The sequence below is a fragment of the Streptomyces sp. NPDC002499 genome (genome assembly GCF_053595415.1).
The window spans coordinates 50978-69527 of sequence record NZ_JBSFXO010000003.1 but is presented as its reverse complement, the minus strand read 5'-3'; the positions used below and the strand labels follow the sequence as shown (position 1 = coordinate 69527).

Sequence of the window (18550 nt, the reverse complement as noted above, 5' to 3'; positions counted from 1 at the left end):
CTCATGCACCACGCACGCGTGCGCGCCTCGGATGCCAAGCCATCACACAGCTCAACTGGCGGCCTTTTCCAGCCACTCGGCATCGATCTCGCCTTCGGCGACGATCACCGCCGGGCCGGTCATCTCGATCTCGCCGTCCGTCCGTTCGGTGATCACCAGCGTTCCGCCGGGCACATCCACGGTGTACGTCGCCGGGGCGCCGGTGACGGCGGGATCGGCGCCGTCCCTGCGCGCGGCGGCCACGGCGACCGCGCACGCGCCCGTGCCGCACGAGCGGGTCTCGCCGGCCCCGCGCTCGTGCACGCGCAGCGCCACGTGGCCGGGGCCGCGGTCGACGACGAACTCCACGTTGACCCCGTCCGGGTAGGCGGCGGCCGGGCCGACCGGCGGCGGGGAGTACAGGTCGCCCGCGTGCGCGAGGTCGTCGACGAAGGCCACCGCGTGCGGGTTGCCCATGTTCACGTTCCGCGCGGGCCAGCTGCGCTCACCGACGCTCACCGTGACGTCCCCCTCGGGGAGGCGTGCCCGGCCCATGCCGACGGTGACGTCACCGTCCTTGGCGATGTGCACGGCCTTCACGCCCCCGCGCGTGGCCACCGCGAGGTCGCCCTCGCCGATGTGTCCGGCGCGCAGGAGGTAGCGCGCGAAGACCCGTACGCCGTTGCCGCACATCTCCGCGATCGAGCCGTCGCCGTTGCGGTAGTCCATGAACCACTCCGCCTCGGCCGCCATCTCCCGAGCCTCGGGGTGCGCGGCGGACCGGACCACGTGCAGCAGCCCGTCACCGCCGATGCCCGCACGGCGGTCGCACAGGGCGGCGACGGTCGCCGCCGGCAGGTCGAGGGTGTTCTCGGGGTCCGGGACGATGACGAAGTCGTTCTCGGTGCCGTGGCCCTTGAGGAAGGGGATCCGCGCGCGGGTGCTCATTCTTCGATCGTAAAGGGTGTCGCGTTTCGACTGCGGGCCGGTGGGAGCTGGTCGCGCCCGCACTGCGGTGCCGCACATCGGTACAGCAGCCCCGCGCCCCTCAAAAGCCCGAAAGGCCCTTCAGCGGAGCCGCGCCACGCGCCATACCGCCAGCACGACCACCGCGGCCACGACCACGACGTACGCCAGCACGACCCGCCAGTCCGGCCGGGAGCCGGAACCGCGCTGCGGCAGGCCGGGCCCGGTGTAGCCGACGCGGCGGGCGGCCATCATGCCCCAGCCGGCCGCGCAGGAGCAGATCAGCAGGCCCAGCATGGCGATCACGGCGCCGCTGTCGCCGAAGTCGAAGGCGAGCGGGAAGGCGAACATCAGGGAGCCGACCGCGGCCAGGGCGACGATGGGGGCGAGCTGCCAGATGCGCAGTCGGCGCTGCGGGCGCAGTTCGACCTCGACCTCGGGGCCGCTCGCGAACATCTCCTCGGGCTCGGGACCGTCCGCGGTCACTCCGCCCTGGGTGTCGTCGGGCCCGTCGGGGCTCAGACGGTCCTCGTCCAGTTCCAGCTCCGGCCCACTGTTCTCAGCGGTCAGGGGCTCGGTGCCGTGTGCGGTGTCGCGAGGGCCGGCCTCCATCGCCACGCGCCCTCCCAACTTAGGAACTAGGTCGATCGAAGCTCGATGATGGCACGGCACCGGAGGCCGCGATGACGGCCGGAGCGTCCCGATGCCATGACGTGATCAGGCTGTGACCGGTCGTTCGACCAACGCCAGTGCGAGGTGCGGAAGTTCTGTGAGATCCGCCGCGGCCCCACTCAACCAGTGCACCCGTGGATCGCGCCTGAACCATGAATCCTGACGGCGCGCGAAGCGCTTGGTGGCACGGACGGTCTCGGTGCGCGCCTCGTCGAGGGTGCACTCTCCCGTGAGCGCGGCCAGGACCTGCTGGTAGCCCAGCGCGCGCGAGGCCGTACGCCCCTCACGCAGGCCCTGCGCCTCCAGCGCGCGCACCTCCGCCACGAGCCCCGCGTCCCACATCCGGTCGACGCGGCGGGCGATGCGCTCGTCGAGTTCGGGGCGGGCCACGTCGACGCCGATCTGGACGGTGTCGTAGACCGAGTCGTGGCCGGGGAGGTTGGCGGTGAAGGGCCGGCCGGTGATCTCGATCACTTCGAGTGCCCGGACGATACGGCGGCCGTTGCTGGGGAGGATCGCGTGCGCGGCCTCGGGGTCGGCGGCGGCGAGGCGGGCGTGCAGCGCGCCCGAGCCGCGCAGGGTGAGCTCCTCCTCGAGGCGGGCTCGCACCTCGGGGTCGGTGCCGGGGAACTCGAGGTTGTCGACGGCCCCGCGGACGTACAGGCCCGAGCCGCCGACGAGGATCGGCCAGCGGTTCTCGGCGAGCAGGGCGTCGATCCGCTCGCGGGCGAGCCGCTGGTACTCGGCGACGGAGGCCGTGACGGTGACGTCCCAGATGTCCAGGAGGTGGTGCGGGACGCCGTCGCGTTCCTCGGGCGTCAGCTTGGCGGTGCCGATGTCCATCCCCCGGTAGAGCTGCATGGAGTCGGCGTTGACGACCTCGCCCCCGAGTTGCCGGGCGAGGAAGACGCCCAGATCGGACTTTCCCGCCGCGGTGGGTCCGACGACGGCGATGACTCGGGGGGCGGGGGGTGCGGTGCTCACCGGACCAGTCTCGCAAACCCGGCGACCACTCCTCGAACGAGTTACGTGACGGTGACGGGACGGGGTCGTTGCCCGGTCGAGGTCCTCGCCGCCGGTTCGCAGGAGGCGGCGGGGCGGGTGACGCGAACGGGCGCACCGGACGACGCGGGATTTCGCCCGCACGAGTAACGTATGGAGTGGATATGGGTGTTTTCGCACGACTTCTCCGGAGGTCGAAGGCCACGGAGGAGGCGTCGACCGCCGAGGCTCAGGACGGCGCGCTGACGGCGTGCTCGGAGTCGGCGGCGGAGCAGGCGGCAGCGGCGAAGGGGTCGGCCGAGGCGTCCGAGGTCCCGTCCGAGGACGCGGGTGCGGCCGAGGTCGAGCCGACGGCGGCGCAGGCGGAGACCCCGGCCGAGCAGGCGGGCTCCGAGGCCGGCTCCGGCGAGGGCGTCGAGATCCCCAAGCAGCAGTCCGCCGAGGCGACGGCCGACAGTGAGGCCGGCGAGGGCGCCCGCACGTAGCCGCCCGGCATACGCGTGCGCCGACGGGGTACCCGGCGGGCGTACGGGGCCGGGACACACGGAAGGTGGACCATGGGTCTCCTGGACAATTTGAAGGCCAAGCTCTCTCCGGCCAAGGACAAGGTCTCGGACCTCGCGCAGCAGCACGGGGGCAAGATCTCGACCGGTATCGACAAGGCCGCGAAGGCCGTCGACGAGAAGACCAAGGGCAAGTACAGCGACCGGATCCAGACGGGGACGGGCAAGGCCAAGGGCGCCATGGACCGGCTCGCCCACAAGGACGACCCGGCGGGCACGCCCCCGAGCGGCGGCACGACACCGCCGCCGGAGACTCCGCCCCCGCCGACCACCTGACCGGCACGACACATCGACGGACGGCCGCGGGGCCAAGGGCCTCCCGGCCGTTCGCCATGTCCGGAACTGCCGTGTCCGGAGCTGCTCTGTCGGAGCTGCCGTCCCGGAGCTGCTCTGTCGGAGCTGCCGTGGCCGGGACTGTCGTGGCCGGCTCCCGGACAGTCCGCCCCTAAACCCGTCCTCCGTCTCGGAACTACCGTCTCGCAGCTGCCGTGCCCGGAACCGCCGTGGCCGGCTGCCGGACACCCCGCCCCTAGACCCGCCCTCCGTCTCGGAGCTGCCGTCACGGAGCTGCCGGCCGGGACCGTCGTGGCCGGAACCGCCGTGGCCAGCTCCCGGACAGCCCGCCCCGAGACCCGCCCTCCGTCTCGGAACTACCGTCTCCGAGCTGCCGGCCGGGACCGCCGTGGCCGGCTCCCGATCAGCCCGCCCCTGGACCCGCCCCCTAGACCCACCCCAGGACCCGCGAGGCCCGCCTCGACGGCCCGTCTCAAGACCAGGTCGCGACCACGTACCCCACCCCGTACGGGGCGTCCTCGTACAGCAGCGTGCCGGTCAGCTCCGCGTTTTCCGCCGCGCCCGCGAGGACCTGCCAGGGGGCGCGGCCCGAGGCCTTCAGTTCGTACGCCAGCTCGCTGTCCAGTGCCTTGACGGCCGCCACGTCCGCCGTGCCCAGCGCCCGTGCGACCTCCGCGTCGAACGGCGCCGCCCGCTCGTCGAAGTAACCGGGCGCCTTGAGCGTGCGGCACGCGCTGGCGTCGCCCATCACCAGCAGCGCCACCCGCTCGGCACGGGTCGCGAGGTCCCTTCCGACTTGGATACACCGCTCGGCGGCGAGAGGTTCCCCCACGCCGAGTCCCTCGATCGGGGCATCGGACCACCCGGTCCGCTCCAACAGCCACGCGGCGACGGCGAGCGAGGGCGGCAACCGTCGCTCGGACGGGAGATCCGGCCCCCGCTCGCCCAGCCGTACGTCGACCTCGACGCCGAATCCCCGGAAGGACCCCGGCGTGCCCGCGGGATGCGTACCGCGCCCGCTCTGCTCGGCGGGACCGAGGACCACGAGCCGGTCGGGCCGGGCGGCGGCCAGCACCCCGAGCGCGTCCGTGCACGCGGCGCGCGCGACGTCCAGTTCGGAGGCGGCACCGGCGGCGACCTCGGGCACCAGGAGCGGCGGGCAGGGACAGACTACGGCGGCTACAAGCATGATCGGCAGCGTAACCCCGCGGGGCGGGCGGGCGTCAGTCCTCGACGAGCACGTCGGTGACTGACGAGCACGTCGGTGGAGTCGGTCACGCCGGTGACGCCGGTGACGCCGGTGACGCCGGTGGCCATCATGCCGACGGCCGTGAGGTCAGTCGCAGCCGCAGCCGCTCCCCGTGGCCACCGGCAGGGGCTCGGGGGCGCCGATCTTCGGCAGGCCCAGCATGACGCCCGTCGGCTTCGCAGACTCCTCGGCGTTGCGCTTCTCCCATGCGTCGCCCGCGCGCGTGCGGCGCACGTCGAGGGTGGGGCCCTCGGCGAGGAGGTGGTGCGGGGCGGCGTAGGTGATCTCGACCGTGACGACGTCGCCGGGGCGGACGTCGGCGTCCGGCTTGGTGAAGTGGACGAGACGGTTGTCGGGGGCGCGGCCGGAGAGGCGGTGGGTGGCGCCGTCCTTGCGGCCCTCGCCCTCGGCGACCATCAGCTCCAGGGTGCGGCCGACCTGCTTCTTGTTCTCGTCCCAGGAGATCTCCTCCTGAAGGGCGACGAGACGCTCGTAGCGCGCCTGGACGACCTCCTTGGGGACCTGGTTCTCCATGGTGGCGGCGGGGGTGCCGGGCCGCTTGGAGTACTGGAAGGTGAACGCCTGCGCGAACCGCGCCTCGCGGACCGCGTGCAGGGTCTGCTCGAAGTCCTCCTCGGTCTCGCCGGGGAAGCCCACGATGATGTCGGTGGTGATCGCCGCGTGCGGGATCGAGGCGCGGACCTTCTCGATGATCCCCAGGTAGCGCTCCTGGCGGTACGAGCGGCGCATCGCCTTCAGGACCGTGTCCGAGCCGGACTGCATCGGCATGTGCAGCTGCGGCATCACGTTCGGCGTCTCGGCCATGGCGGCGATGACGTCGTCGGTGAAGTCACGCGGGTGGGGAGACGTGAAGCGGACGCGCTCCAGGCCGTCGATCTTCCCGCAGGCCCGCAGCAGCTTGCTGAAGGCCTCGCGGTCGCCGATGTCGGAGCCGTACGCGTTGACGTTCTGGCCGAGCAGCGTGATCTCGGAGACGCCCTCGTCGACCAGGGCCTCGATCTCGGCGAGGATGTCGCCGGTGCGGCGGTCCTTCTCCTTGCCGCGCAGGGCCGGGACGATGCAGAACGTGCACGTGTTGTTGCAGCCGACGGAGATCGACACCCACGCCGCGTACGCGCTCTCGCGCCGGGTCGGCAGCGTCGAGGGGAACGCCTCCAGGGACTCGGCGATCTCGACCTGCGCCTCCTCCTGCACGCGCGCGCGTTCCAGCAGGACCGGCAGCTTGCCGATGTTGTGCGTGCCGAAGACGACGTCCACCCAGGGGGCCCGCTTCACGATGGTGTCGCGGTCCTTCTGCGCCAGACAGCCGCCGACCGCGATCTGCATCCCGGGCCGCGAGACCTTCCGCGGCGCGAGCCGGCCGAGGTTGCCGTAGAGCCGGTTGTCGGCGTTCTCCCGCACGGCGCAGGTGTTGAAGACGACCACATCGGCGTCCCCGTCCGATCCCTCGGGGGCGCGGACGTAACCGGCGTCCTCCAGGAGCCCGGACAATCGCTCGGAGTCATGGACGTTCATCTGGCACCCATAAGTGCGCACTTCATACGTTTTGGATGAACGCTCGTCCACTGCCGGGCTCCGGTCGCTGCTGCTGGTCATTCCTCAAGGGTAGGTGCTCGTCGGAACGGGTTGAGCGCGGCAGGTGGCACCGGCCACTTCCGCGACCGCCGGAGCCTTGCTCGCCGAGGTCAGCGTGGCCCGGTAGCAGGCTGTCACCGGCGTGCGGGCGTCCGGGCTGCCGTAGGACGCGTGCGTGGAGAACGTCACGACCGTGGTGCCGTGCCGGGTGGTGACCGTCGGGGTGCCCACGGACAGGTTGGCCGGGGTGGGCAGGGTCGTCGGGGTGAGGGGTGCGGTGCGGCGGGCCACGGCGAGGGCGTCGGCGTAGCGCCAGGCGTCCTGCTTCATGCGCTCGCGCGCCTGGGTGCTGGTCGTGGTGCCGGCGGGCGGGGAGTGCGGCCAGGACACCAGGACCCAGACGAACGCGATGACGGCGATCGCCAGGACGAGGGTGCCGCAGACGGCCACGGTCCGGTAGGCCGTGCGCCGGGGCGGAAGAACAGCACCGGGGTTCATGGGGTTCTCCGTGCCGATGCGGAGCGGCGGGATGAGGGCCGGAGCGGATCGGCGGGGTGGGAGTCGGGCCGGAGCGGACCGGTGGGGTGGGAGTCGGGCCGGAGTGCCGGCCCGCGAGGTGTGGAGGTCACCACTCCGCGGGCCGGCACGCCGGGTCAGTACTTGGCCGCTGTCATGGCGTTCTGGAACGCCAGGGCGTAGCGGGTCGTGCCCGTCGAGGTGGGATGGTAGCTCTCCATCCCGGGGCAGATCGGGCTGCCCGGGCAGGAGAAGTCGGCCGGGTTGTCGGACGCGGGTCCGGCCACCAGGTCGTTGATGCCCGACGGGGAGTCGCACATGCGGTAGCCACTGAACTCGTCGTCGGGTGAGTAGAACGTCACCGGGACTCCCGCCGCCTTCGCCTGGTCGGCGGCGGCCTGCTCCTTGGCCTGCATGTCGTCGGCCCACTGGTTGAGTTGGGCCTGCGCGCCCGCCGTCATGACGCTGATGCAGGTGAGGCTGCCGGTGTCGAAGAGCTGTGGATAGCCGAGCAGGATGATCTTCGCGTTGGGGGCCTTGGCGTGGATGTCCGCCAGGAGCGGGGGGATCTTCCCGGACGCGTAGGTCAGGTTCTGCTGGACCGTCGAGTTCGACGGGCACCCCTGGGTGAGGTCGCCGCAGGCGCCGGCGATGCCGCCGAAGTTGGCGTCGTTGCCGGTGATGGTGAGCGCGACGAGCGTGGTGTTCGGATCGAGGAACCCGGAGTCCAGCTGGGACACCTCGCCGTACTGCCCGAGCGTGCCGGGCCCTCCGCTGCCGTTGGTGTCGAGGGCGGTGTCCATGTCGTAGGAGTAGGCGCCGCTGCACGCCACCGAGTGGTAGTCGAGCGTGGTGTCGAGGGCGTCGGCACGGGCCCCGATCGAGGTCGAGGTACCGGGCAGATCCGCCTTGCGGCCCCAGGAGTTGGCGCTGCGCAGGCAGGCGTTCCAGGTGTGTCCGGGAGAGGACTGGGTGGCGATGGAGGCGTACGGGCCGGTGGCCGTGCCGTAGTCGTAGGACCCGGCGCCGGTGCCCGAGGAGTACGAGTCGCCCATCTGCACCACGAAGTCCTTGGGCTTCGCCGACAGGTGCTGGAAGGCCACCGAGTCCCACGCGACGTCCTCGTCCGCGGTGCCGTCGGGAGCGAAGTTGCTGAGGGAGACCCCCTGGTAGGCGCTGGACGACGAGGCGAAGTCGAACACCCCCAGGCTGACCCAGGAGTTGGTCTGCGCATGCACGTTCAGGATGCGGTTCTCGGCCGTTCCGGCGCCCGGGTGCACGGTGTAGACGGCGTCCTGCGTCTGCGATCCGGTGTCGGGCAGATGGACCAGGACCCGGGTCCAGCCGTCCAGTTGCCGGCTCAGCTTCCACGTGCCGGTGACCGCCATGGGTCCGGAGACGTCAGGGGGCTGCGAGAGGTCGTAGCTGTACTGGTTGTCCGCGCCGGTGTCGAGGTTGCGGCTGTGGGCGTACCAGAAGTGGTCGCCGAAGCCGCCGCCGATCTGGTGCAGGTCGCCCTTGGCCTCGTAGTGGCTCTGCGCATCGGCGTCGAAGGCGCTGAAGGAGAAGGAACCCCCGTTGCTCCAGCCCGACTTGGCACAGCCGTCGGTCATGGTGGGGATGGACGTCGGTACGTCGTCCACGACCACGGACCCGGACGGCGGCGAGTTGTCGCACATGTGCCCGGTGCCGTTGTTGCCGTTGCCCAGTTCGACCTTGAGGGTCTGGTAGGTCAGGTACTCGTGGCCGCAACTTGTGGGGCAACCGACCTTCCAGGTGGTCTGGTTGGCGTGGTACCAGTGCGGCGGATCGCAGGTCTCGCCCAGGTGGTCGACCTCGCAGCGCGGCGGGTTCGCCGGGTCGCAGTCGTTCACGAGCGGGGAGCAGAAGGTGTCGAGTCCCGGCTTGACGCTGGAGCGGTCGGCGTCGCTGCTCCACCAGGCGGCCGAGTAACCGGCGGTGTTGCTGTTGTTGACGGCGCCGCTGTCGGCGTAGGCGCGGCCGGTGTCGATGGGCCAGGCGCCCCAGCCCAGCACCTTCTCCTCGTAGGGCCAGTCCTGCGGGTGGCCCGCGTCGGCGTAGGTGTTCGCGTCGAGGAAGGCGTGCCGGTCCGGCGGGTAGATCGGGTTGGACGGGTTGTTCAGCCAGCCCAGGCCCCAGTTGGCGGACGGTGTGGCCGGGACGTAGTAGTTGAGGCCGGAGTTGTAGTCCCACAGGGCGGCGAACCAGTTCTCCACGCCCGCGGGGTCGTCCGTGTTGAGCTTGATGCCGCCGGGGGTGATGCCGGTGTCGTGCAGCTCGTTCCACTTCGTCTCGAGCGTCCGCGCGGCGACGGCGATGTTGGAGGTGTAGTCGAGCGCGATGGCCTTCTGCTGGGCGGCCGGCAGTTCGTCCACGGAGCCGGTCTTCATGCCGTCGGTCTGCTGGCCGATGCCGTAGCCGCAGTCGGTCTTGGACCAGTCGATCAGCCAGTGGTCCTCGGGGGTGGCCGGGGTGCTCGGGTGGCCGTAGAAGCCGTTGGTGCTCGCGAGGGTGGAGCTGGTCTGACCGGGCAGGGCGCCGCCCTCGGCCTGCCAGAGGTTGGACTCCTGGGCGAGCACACCGAGGAGCACCTGGGCCGGGATGCGTCCGGTGCTGCCGGTCAGGCCGGGCAGCGGGAACATGCCCTGCGGGTTCACCGTGCCGAGTCCGTCGGCCGTGCGCCAGCCGCCCTGGCGGACGTAGGTGCTGGTCAGGTCACCGCGGACGGCCATGTCGACGGCCCACTCGACCTGGTTGGGGGTCGGCTGGTAGGCCTGCTGGGCCGGGTCGTTGCGGGGCTGGGAGCAGGTGCGGTCGTTGTCGACGGTGGAGTTCGGATCACCGGCGACGGTCGCCGCGGCGGCGGAGAGTTCGGTGGCCTTCGTGGTCGCGACACCGGACCCGGCACCCGAACCGACCGATGCCGACGAGGACTTGGTGCTCGCGGCGCCCGAAGTCGTCAGTGCCGGCGAGGTCTTCTTCCCCGTGGCCTTGGGGCCGGTGGCCGCCGCGCCGACGGTGAAGGAGATCTTCTTGCCGGTCGACGGCACCTCGGTCGTCAGCTGGACCGGTGCGGGGGTGTTCCACGCGGTGGCCGCCAACGGCTGGCTGACATGGCTGCGCAGGCTCTGGGCCACCGCCTGGTCGACGGCGAGCGCGCCGGTGGAGGAGACGGTCGCGTCCGCCCCGACCTTCAACTGCCGCACGGCGCCGGGCAGGGACGCGGTCGCGGTGGCCGTGCCGGTGAGGAACACCCGGCCGGTGGTGCCGGAGCGCAGGCCCACGTTGCCCGAGGGGCCCTGGGCGTACGTGGTGGTCTTCCCGTCCGCGGTACGGCGGGCGCGGGCCCTGTCTCCCTGCTGGTCAAGGAAGTTGACGCCACCGGCGCTGTCGACGCGGAGGTCGAAGGCGGGTCCCGAGGTGCGGGCGAGTTCGGTGGCACGGTTCGTCCGGTCGAAGCGGATCAGGCGGCCGGCCGCCGCGCCGACGATGGTGTCCCCGGTCGGCACCGCGGAGGTGACCTGGGCACTCTCGGTCTGCCGGTGGGTGACCTTGCCGGTGACGGTGTCGACGGTCAGCAGCCGGGTCCGGTCGGTCTTGTCGTCGCCGACCTGGGTGAGGACGGCGGTCTCCCCCGTGCCGCATCCCGGGTCGAAGTACGCCAGCGTCACCGTGTCCGCGAGTTTGGTCACCTTGCCGCTGGTCAGGTCGACGACGGCCGCGAAGCCGCCGCGTTCCATCAGCTGCGGGTCGTTGGTGAAGGCGCGGGGCGCGTAGACGACCACCGCGCGTTTCCCTGAGCCGGTCACACAGGCGTTGCCGATCCACAGGTCGGTGCCGAAGCCGGGTTCGGAGAGCGTGGCGACCGTCCGCCACTGGTAGGCGTCACGGCTCGCGGCGGCGAGCAGGTGCAGGCCGGATCCGTCGCCGGCCACCGTGACCGCGCGGTCGGCGGAGGTCTTCCAGGTCTTCGGCAGCACGCTGTCCGGGGAGAGCACCTCGGCGGACTGGTCCTGCCGCGGCGGCTTCGGATCCCCGGTTCCGGTGGCCGCGGAGTCCTGGGTCGTGCCCGCCGTGTCCTGGGTGCCGGTGGCGGTCGTACTCGTCGAAACGGGTGGCGCGGCCCAGGCCGGTCCGGTCTGGGTCAGGCCGCCGACCGCCAGCAGGGCGGCCGTCAGCGCGATGGACGTACGTGCTCCAGGTCTGAGCCTCAAAGGGTTCTCCAAGGTCCACAAGCGCAGGTGTCTGTACGTACTCCGCGACCGCGGGCGAGGGACGGGACCCCTGGTGCGGGCAGACGTGGACGCACGGCCCCGATGTCCCCGTTCCCCCTGAGCGCGCCCCATCCCCCACGGCGCTCGGAATGCACGGTAAGCGCTGCCTGGTTCGGGGGTTCTAAACCCGACGTAAAGTTCCCGCAAATCACTTACTGGGTGCGCCCCGTGATGAAAGGGCCGCCATCAGAGAGCCACAGAACGGTCGGTCGAAATCTGTTGACTCTTGATGCACGGCCGTGAAACTCTCTGGCGGCGCGAAACCGATGCACGATCCACCTTTCCACCCTGCCTTCGGGCAACGGATGAAATGGAAGAAGTGCCCCTCATGGTCAGTGCTCTTTCCGCGGTCCGCCGCGTCAACAGACAGGCGGTCGCGACGGCCCTCGCCGTCGTCTCCTGCACGGGCGTCACCACGTTCGCGGCGGCCGGCGACGCCCACGCGGTCACCGCCAAGTACACGTCCTCGCCGTGCACCTCCCGCGACTCCCGGGGCTACGACGACGACTGCGAAGCGGACCTCTTCATCAACTACAACTCGTCACCCGACAGCGGCAACAAGCCGGCCCCCGGGGCCATCGCCGACATGTACGGCGACATCTACGACTTCTCCGGCGGCCTGGACGGCAACGGCATCTACGTCTTCGTCTTCAGCACGCTGGGCAACCGCCCCGGCGCGGCCCAGGCGATCAAGAACAACGCGGCCTCAGCGGACCCCTGCGGTCCGGACAGCTACCGGATCTACTACAGCTCCGGCTACACCGGCCACTCCCAGTACTTCGGCAACGACGTGTACTGCGACGGGGACTTCAACTTCGACTCCACGCTGAAGAACGAGGACGCCTCGGAGCACTGGTCCTGACGGCGGACGCGACCGGACGAGTCGGCGTGACGGGGGAGAGATGACACGCACTTGGTGGGCCGTACGGCCCGGGACGGCCCTGGTGGCCGTCGTGACGGGCGGGGTGCTCGCCCTGGTCGGCTGTTCCCCGCACGGCGGGTCCGGCGCGTCGGTGGCGGGGGGTGCCGCCCCCTCGGGGAGCGGCGCTCCCGCCTGGCCCGCGGCGGTGCCCGCGTCGGGTCTCGCCAAGGGCCTGGTGCTGCCGATGGAGAGCTACATGGAGCCGTACGCGGACACGGTGGTCGTCCAGCAGGCCGTCGACCGGCTGGCCGCGCTGTGCATGAAGCGGTACGGCTACGACTACACCGCGCCGGTCCGGGGCCTGACCCCGCCGCCGAGCAGCGACGACTCCAACATGACGCGGCGCTACGGCATCACGGACCAGGACCTGGCCTCCCGGTTCGGCTACTTCCTCGGCGACTCGGAGCAGACGCCGCCGCCCGCGCAGAGGCTCACCTCGGCGGAGACGGCCGTGCTCACCGGCCGGCTGGCCATCGCCCGGGGAGCGGCGAAGGCTCCGGCCAAGGCGGGTGGGAAGACGATCCCCGAGGACGGGTGCGTCGGGGAGGCGACCCGCAGGATCGGGCCGCGGATCGACGCGAGCCTGCCGAGCAGGCTGGACTACGAGAGCCTGCGCCGGTCGCAGAGCGACCCTCGGGTGCTGGCCGCGGTCGACGCCTGGTCGCGGTGCATGAAGGCGAAGGGCTACACCGTGGACAACCCGCTGAACGCCGCGAAGCTCACGCCGGACACCGACCACGGCCAGGCCACCCGGGCCGACATCACCACGGCGCTCGCCGACATCGCCTGCAAGCGCAGCACCGGCCTGGTCAAGACCTGGTTCACCGTGGAGTCCGCACTCCAGCGCCGGCAGATCGAACAGAACCAGCTGCCGCTGACCCAGCTCAAACAACAGATCGCAAGCGAGGTAAAGGCGGCCACGACGGTGCTCGGGCGTAAATAAACCGACCTTGCAATCACTTTGTGCACTGTTTACGGGCGGAACTGCTCGTTGATCGGTGACGCATTTGCCATGCAATTCATCACTTGAGCGTCGGAGTCCGCAAAACAGCAGTAAGCGCTATCACCAAACGAAAGGTAATTCACCCTCCATGGGATCGCCCATATCCCGAAGGCGCCGGGCCATCGTGGGTGTCGCGGCCACGGCCGGGCTAGTGTCGGTCGGCGGCCTCGCGGGATCCGGGCTGGTGCGGTCGCCCTCCCAGGCGGCGGCCGACACCCGCCCGCCGCCGCCGAGCGTGATCACCGCGCCGGTGGTGCGCCAGGTCCTGCGCTCGACCGTGGTGCTGCGCGGCACCTTCGCCAACGGGCGGACGGTCTCCGCCCAGCCGACGTCGGTGGCCGAGACCGAAGCCCCCTCCAGACCCGCGCAGTTGGTCGTGACGGGCGTGTTCACCCGGGTCGGCGACCAGGTGCGCGCCGCCACCGCGCTCGCCGCGTACTCCGGCCGCCCGGTGTTCGCCCTGCCCGGCGCCGTGCCCGCCTACCGCGATCTGGTCTACGGCGAACAGGGCGGGGACGTAAGGCAGTTGCAGCACGCGCTCGCCTCGCTCGGCTACGGCGCCGGCGCGGACACCGAGGGCGTCTTCGGCACCGGCACCGAACAGGCGGTGCGCGCCCTCTACCGGCACCTCGGCTACCCGGTCCCCGTGACCCACGACGCGGAGACGACCGGCACGGCGGCCACGACCGGCACCGGCACGGACGCATCCCCCTCCCCCGCCGATACCAATACCGATACCGGCACCGGAGCCGGAGCCGCCCCCGTCGACGAGGGCACCTCGTCCGTCGCGCACGCCATGGTGCCCGCCTCGGAGGTGGTGTTCGTGCCCTCGCTGCCCGCCCGCGTGGTGTCCGTGCCGGTGCACGTCGGCGATCCGGTCAAGGGCCCGCTGCTCACGCTCGCCCGCGGCGGCCTGACGCTCACCGGGCAGCTGGACCCGGCGCAGGCGGGCCTCGTCACCCCCGGGATGAAGGTGTCCGTCCTGTCCGAGGCCACCGGCACCCGGGCGCGGGGCACGGTCGAGTCGGTCGGCGCCCTCGTCACCCCGGGCGACGGCAAGGACGGCACCGAGGCGGCGGACAGCACCGGCAGCGCCGGGGGCGGGGCCTACCGGCCCCTGACCGTGAAGCCCGACAAGACCTGGAGCACGGCCCTCGGCGGCCAGGACGTACGGATCACGGTGACCGCCGCGGCGACCGCGAAGGCGGTGCTCGCGGTGCCGGAGGCCGCGGTCACGGCCGGCGCCGACACGCACACGTCGATCACGGTCGTCGGCGCGGCCGGCACCCGGCACACCGTGCGGGTGACGGCCGGAGTGTCCGCGGACGGCATGGTGCAGGTCACGCCGGTCGGCGCGCGACTGGCGGCGGGCGAGCGGGTCGTGGTCGGAAAATGACCGCACCCGTCGTCACCGGGGAGCCGCCCGTGGTGCTGCGGCTGACGGACTGCGCGAAGACGTACCCGGGCTCTCCTCCCGTCGAGGCGCTGCACCCGGCCGACCTGACCGTGCGGGCCGGGGACTATCTGACCGTGGTCGGGCCGTCGGGCTCGGGGAAGTCCACCCTCCTGAACCTGCTCGGCCTCCTGGACCGGCCCACCTCGGGCAGCTTCACGCTCGCCGGTGTGGACGTGGCACGACTGTCCGAGGGAGAACGCACCGCCCTGCGCGGCCGCCGTATCGGCTTCGTGTTCCAGGAGTTCCACCTCCTGCCCTACCGCACGGCCCTCGAGAACGTCGCCCTCGCCCAGCTCTACGTCACCCGGCGCGCCGCCGACCGCACCCGCGCCGCCGCCGACGCTCTGGAGCGGGTGGGTCTGGGGCACCGGCTGCACGCCCTGCCGACCACGCTGTCCGGCGGTGAGCGGCAGCGGGTGGCCATCGCCCGGGCGCTGGTCAACGAGCCGGAGCTGCTGCTGTGCGACGAGCCGACCGGCAACCTCGACTCGGCCACGGCCGCCACCGTGATGGACCTGCTCGGGCGGCTCAACACCGCGGGCGTCACCGTCGTCGTCATCACCCACGACCCCACGGTGGCCGCCCGCGCCCACCGCCGGGTCACCATCCTCGACGGCCGCCTCCTGACCTCCGACCAGGACGACACCGTCACCCGCGAAGGGCCCGGTGCCGAGTGAGCGTCCTTCTGCCGGGCCGCGCCCGCACCCCCGCCCCTGCCGCCCCGACCCGGCTGCACGTGCGTGATCTGCTGGCCGAGGCGTTGACCGGGCTGGTCCAGCGTCCGGGCCGGTCGACCCTGACCATGCTGGGCACGGTCCTCGGGGTGTGGGCCTTCGTGGCGGTACTGGGGCTGACGTCCACCGCGACCGGGCAGATCGGCAAGTCCTTCAGCCTGCTGGCGGAGACCACCGTGACGGTGGACGACGCGGCCTCCGGCAGCGGCCCGGCCACCAGTTTCCCGGCCGACGCGGACGCCCGCCTGCGACGGCTCAACGGCGTGGTGGCGGGCGGGGTCTGGTGGGCGGTCCCGGTCCGCTCCCCGGTCGTCTCGGCACGACCGGACGTCACGAGCGCGGGCGCCGGGACCGACGGCGACGGCATCGGGGTGTACGCCGCGTCGCCCGGCGCCCTCGACGCGATGCGGCCCGCCCTGGCCACCGGCACGCTCTACGACGCCTTCCACCAGTCCCGCGGCGAGCGGGTGTGCCTGCTCGGCGTCTCGGCCGCCCGGCTGCTGGGCATCAGCCGGCTGGACGGCGCCCCCGCCGTCTTCGTCGACGGCCTCTCCTACACGGTCGTGGGCATCGTCTCGGACACCGAGCGGCTGCCGCAGACCCTGCTGGGCGTGGTCATCCCCTCCACCACGGCGCTGCGGGAGTACGGACCGCCCGTCGACACGGCGGCCCAGGCGCTGATCAGGACCCGCCCCGGCGCCGCCCGGCTGGTCGCCCGCCAGGCACCGCTCGCGTTGCGCCCGGACCGCCCCGAGCTGCTCAAGGCCACCCCGCCGCCCGACCCGCACAGCCTGCGGGACCAGGTCGGCACGGACCTGTCCGGACTGTTCCTCGGACTCGCGGTCATCTGCCTGGTCGTCGGCGCGTTCGGCATCGCCAACACGACCTTGGTCGCGGTGCTGGAACGCACCGCCGAGATCGGACTGCGCCGGGCGCTGGGCGCACGCCCCCGGCACATCACCGCGCAGTTCCTCTCCGAGTCGACGGTCCTGGGCACCCTCGGCGGACTGGTCGGCACCTGTCTGGGGGTCGCCACGGTGCTCGGCACGGCGGTGCTCCGCGACTGGACGGCCGTACTGCAACCCGCCGCGGTGCTCCCGGCCCCGCTCGTCGGCACGGTCACCGGCCTGCTCGCGGGGCTGTACCCGGCGCTGCGGGCCGCCCGTATCGAGCCGCTGGCGGCGCTGCGCCGGTGAACGCGCCCTTGCGGGACCGGTGTTGGGTGCGCCGAGCCGGAAGTGCCCCACGGTCCCACAGGGGCCCGTGATGCAATGGGCCACCACAGAGTGGTCTCGGGGTGGAGTGAGTGTGTTGGGCAACGGTGGGGGCGGTCCGCGGCCGCTGGAGGACGGCGATCCGCGGGTCGTGGGCGGCTATCGGCTGACGGCACGGCTCGGTTCCGGCGGCATGGGGCGGGTCTACCTGTCGCACACGCCGGGCGGGCGCGCCGTCGCGGTCAAGGTGATCCGGCCGGAGCTGGCCGAGAACCCCGAGTTCCGCAGGCGGTTCCGCGCCGAGGTGGCGGCGGCCGGCCGCGTGCACGGCCTCTACACGGCCCCGGTCGTGGACAGCGACACCGAGGGACCCGTGCCGTGGTGCGCGACCGCGTACGTACCGGGCCCGTCCCTCGAGGACGCGGTGCGCGAGCACGGCCCGCTGCCCGTCGACACCGTGCTGCGGCTGATCGCCGGTGTCGCGGAGGCCTTGCAGGCCGTGCACCGCGAGGGCATCGTGCACCGCGACCTCAAGCCGTCGAACGTCCTGCTCGCCGCCGACGGCCCCCGCGTCATCGACTTCGGCATCGCACGCGCCGCGGACGCCACCTCGGTCACCCAGAGCGGCACAGCCCTCGGCACCGTCGCCTACATGGCCCCGGAGCAGGTGCTCGGCGCGGAGGCCACCGCCTCGGCCGACGTGTTCGCACTGGGCCAGACCGCGGTCTTCGCGGCGACGGGCGGCGCCGCCTTCGGCACCGGAGACCCGCACGCGGTGCTGTACCGGGTGGTGCACGAGGAGCCCGACCTCAGCCAAGTACCGGACGAGATACGGGACTTGGTGGCCGCCTGTCTGCGCAAGCCCGCCGCCGAACGCCCCTCCGTCGAGGAGGTCATCCGCACCGTCCAGACCCTCCAGACCCACCGCGGCGACGAGGCCCACCACGCGTCCGGCGCCTGGCTCCCCGGCGAACTGGCCGCGGGCATAGCGGCCCGGACCGAGGACGCGACCCGCGTGCCCCGCACGGGACCGACGCCGGGCACGTCGGGCACGCCCCATGCCACGGACCCGACACCTGAGGCGTACGGCCCCGCCACACCCGCACCCACACCCACACCCACACCGACCGGCTACGGCCCGCCGCCCCCTCCCGGCGCCTTCGGCCCCCCGATCCCCACGCCGTACGGCCCCGCCACCCCGGCCGCGGCCACCCCGTCACCCGCCTACTCCTCAGCCCCCGTCCCTGCCTCCCTCCCGGACCCCGTCCTCCTGGGCCAAGCCCCACCCGCCTGGCAGCAACCCCAGGTCCAGAACCCGTCCACCGCACACACCTCCTCGGTCGGTACGAACGCCGCGGACGCCACGGACGGCAGGAAGCGCGGCAAGCGAACCTGGATCCTGGCCGCAGCCGCCGTGGCCCTCGTAGCCTCCGGAGCCGGTGCGGCCCTCCTGCTCGCCCCCGGCGACAAGGCCGAGGGCCGCACCCAGGACGTGGCCGCGTCCCGGTCCGCCGCACCCACCGCCGACTCGTCCCCGAACTCCCCCTCCCCGTCGCCCTCCACCTCCGCGTCGAAGAAGCCGAAGGCCGCCAAGTCGGCGCTGCCGCCCAGCCCTTCGGGCCCCCCGACGCCCACGCGGAGCGTGATCGCGGCCACCCCGACCGCCGCGTCCAGCAAGCCCACCGCGCCGACGGCACCCCTCCCGGTGACGTACACCGGAATCCAGATGACCAAGAGCCACGACATCTACCTGGCCGACACCCCGGTACGGTCCAAGGCGGACACCGGTACCTCCGACGAGGACCTGACCTACGCGGTCTACTCCTCCGGCGCGGTCCTGGCCCCCGGCACCGACTCGGGCAGCTCCCTGGCCCTGCTGCCGACGAGCCGGCCGGGCAGCCTGGACGCGTGCAAGGGAGCGACGGGCTACCGGAGTTACGTCTGGGTGAAGGATCTGACGGTCGGTCAGCAGATGTGCGTGATCAGCGGCACGGGACACGTGGGCCTGGTGACGTACCGCTCCTCCTCCGGGACGACGTACGCCGTCCTGGACGTGAAGGTCTGGCGCAACGCGGCCTAGAACCCTGCG

The 18550-nt window shown here is 72.3% G+C and carries 15 protein-coding genes; 8 read left to right on the top strand and 7 right to left on the bottom strand.

Going from position 1 to position 18550, the window contains the following annotated elements; genetic code table 11:
* Positions 1–51: 51 nt before the first annotated feature.
* The 3 genes from dapF to miaA form a co-directional block, all read right to left on the bottom strand.
* The gene (gene dapF, locus ACWD5F_RS08450; protein WP_451252391.1) at positions 52–927 is read right to left on the bottom strand and encodes a diaminopimelate epimerase; all 876 of its coding nucleotides are present in this window, start codon (positions 925–927) and stop codon (positions 52–54) included.
* A gap of 120 nt (positions 928–1047) precedes the next feature.
* The gene (locus ACWD5F_RS08445; protein ID WP_451253160.1) at positions 1048–1557 is read right to left on the bottom strand and encodes a hypothetical protein; all 510 of its coding nucleotides are present in this window, start codon (positions 1555–1557) and stop codon (positions 1048–1050) included.
* A gap of 105 nt (positions 1558–1662) precedes the next feature.
* A complete protein-coding gene (gene miaA / locus ACWD5F_RS08440; RefSeq protein WP_451252389.1) occupies positions 1663–2601 on the bottom strand; it encodes a tRNA (adenosine(37)-N6)-dimethylallyltransferase MiaA in 939 nt (312 codons plus the stop codon).
* Between the two features lie 182 nt (positions 2602–2783).
* On the opposite strand from miaA, the gene ACWD5F_RS08435 reads away from it, so the two are divergent.
* Positions 2784–3104 carry a hypothetical protein gene (locus tag ACWD5F_RS08435; RefSeq protein ID WP_401722212.1) on the top strand — a complete coding sequence of 107 codons (321 nt, stop codon included), beginning with the start codon at positions 2784–2786 and terminating at the stop codon, positions 3102–3104.
* Positions 3105–3176: 72 nt separating this feature from the next.
* On the top strand, positions 3177–3458 hold the full coding sequence (locus tag ACWD5F_RS08430) for an antitoxin (protein WP_451252387.1): 282 nt from the start codon (positions 3177–3179) through the stop codon (positions 3456–3458).
* A gap of 490 nt (positions 3459–3948) precedes the next feature.
* Here the strand turns inward: ACWD5F_RS08430 and ACWD5F_RS08425 are convergent, their stop codons facing one another.
* From ACWD5F_RS08425 to ACWD5F_RS08410, 4 genes are all read right to left on the bottom strand, one after another.
* Complete coding sequence (locus ACWD5F_RS08425; RefSeq protein ID WP_451252386.1) at positions 3949–4665, bottom strand: class III extradiol dioxygenase subunit B-like domain-containing protein; 717 nt, start codon at positions 4663–4665, stop codon at positions 3949–3951.
* A 147-nt stretch (positions 4666–4812) separates the two neighbouring features.
* Positions 4813–6342 carry a tRNA (N6-isopentenyl adenosine(37)-C2)-methylthiotransferase MiaB gene (gene miaB / locus ACWD5F_RS08420; RefSeq protein WP_451252384.1) on the bottom strand — a complete coding sequence of 510 codons (1530 nt, stop codon included), beginning with the start codon at positions 6340–6342 and terminating at the stop codon, positions 4813–4815.
* 3 nt (positions 6343–6345) lie between these two features.
* On the bottom strand, positions 6346–6819 hold the full coding sequence (locus ACWD5F_RS08415) for a hypothetical protein (protein WP_451252382.1): 474 nt from the start codon (positions 6817–6819) through the stop codon (positions 6346–6348).
* 155 nt (positions 6820–6974) lie between these two features.
* On the bottom strand, positions 6975–11072 hold the full coding sequence (locus ACWD5F_RS08410; RefSeq protein ID WP_451252380.1) for a golvesin C-terminal-like domain-containing protein: 4098 nt from the start codon (positions 11070–11072) through the stop codon (positions 6975–6977).
* A gap of 388 nt (positions 11073–11460) precedes the next feature.
* Between ACWD5F_RS08410 and ACWD5F_RS08405 the strand changes: the two genes are divergently transcribed.
* From ACWD5F_RS08405 to ACWD5F_RS08380, 6 genes are all read left to right on the top strand, one after another.
* On the top strand, positions 11461–11994 hold the full coding sequence (locus tag ACWD5F_RS08405) for a hypothetical protein (protein ID WP_451252378.1): 534 nt from the start codon (positions 11461–11463) through the stop codon (positions 11992–11994).
* A gap of 40 nt (positions 11995–12034) precedes the next feature.
* Positions 12035–12997 carry a hypothetical protein gene (locus tag ACWD5F_RS08400; protein WP_451252376.1) on the top strand — a complete coding sequence of 321 codons (963 nt, stop codon included), beginning with the start codon at positions 12035–12037 and terminating at the stop codon, positions 12995–12997.
* A gap of 148 nt (positions 12998–13145) precedes the next feature.
* The gene (locus ACWD5F_RS08395) at positions 13146–14453 is read left to right on the top strand and encodes a peptidoglycan-binding protein (protein ID WP_451252374.1); all 1308 of its coding nucleotides are present in this window, start codon (positions 13146–13148) and stop codon (positions 14451–14453) included.
* On the top strand, positions 14450–15190 hold the full coding sequence (locus ACWD5F_RS08390; RefSeq protein ID WP_401722237.1) for an ABC transporter ATP-binding protein: 741 nt from the start codon (positions 14450–14452) through the stop codon (positions 15188–15190). The genes ACWD5F_RS08395 and ACWD5F_RS08390 overlap by 4 nt, the downstream gene beginning before the upstream one ends.
* On the top strand, positions 15187–16443 hold the full coding sequence (locus ACWD5F_RS08385) for an ABC transporter permease (protein WP_451252371.1): 1257 nt from the start codon (positions 15187–15189) through the stop codon (positions 16441–16443). The genes ACWD5F_RS08390 and ACWD5F_RS08385 overlap by 4 nt, the downstream gene beginning before the upstream one ends.
* A gap of 115 nt (positions 16444–16558) precedes the next feature.
* Positions 16559–18541, top strand: coding sequence for a protein kinase domain-containing protein (locus tag ACWD5F_RS08380; protein WP_451252369.1), 1983 nt, complete (start codon positions 16559–16561; stop codon positions 18539–18541).
* Positions 18542–18550: the final 9 nt, after the last annotated feature.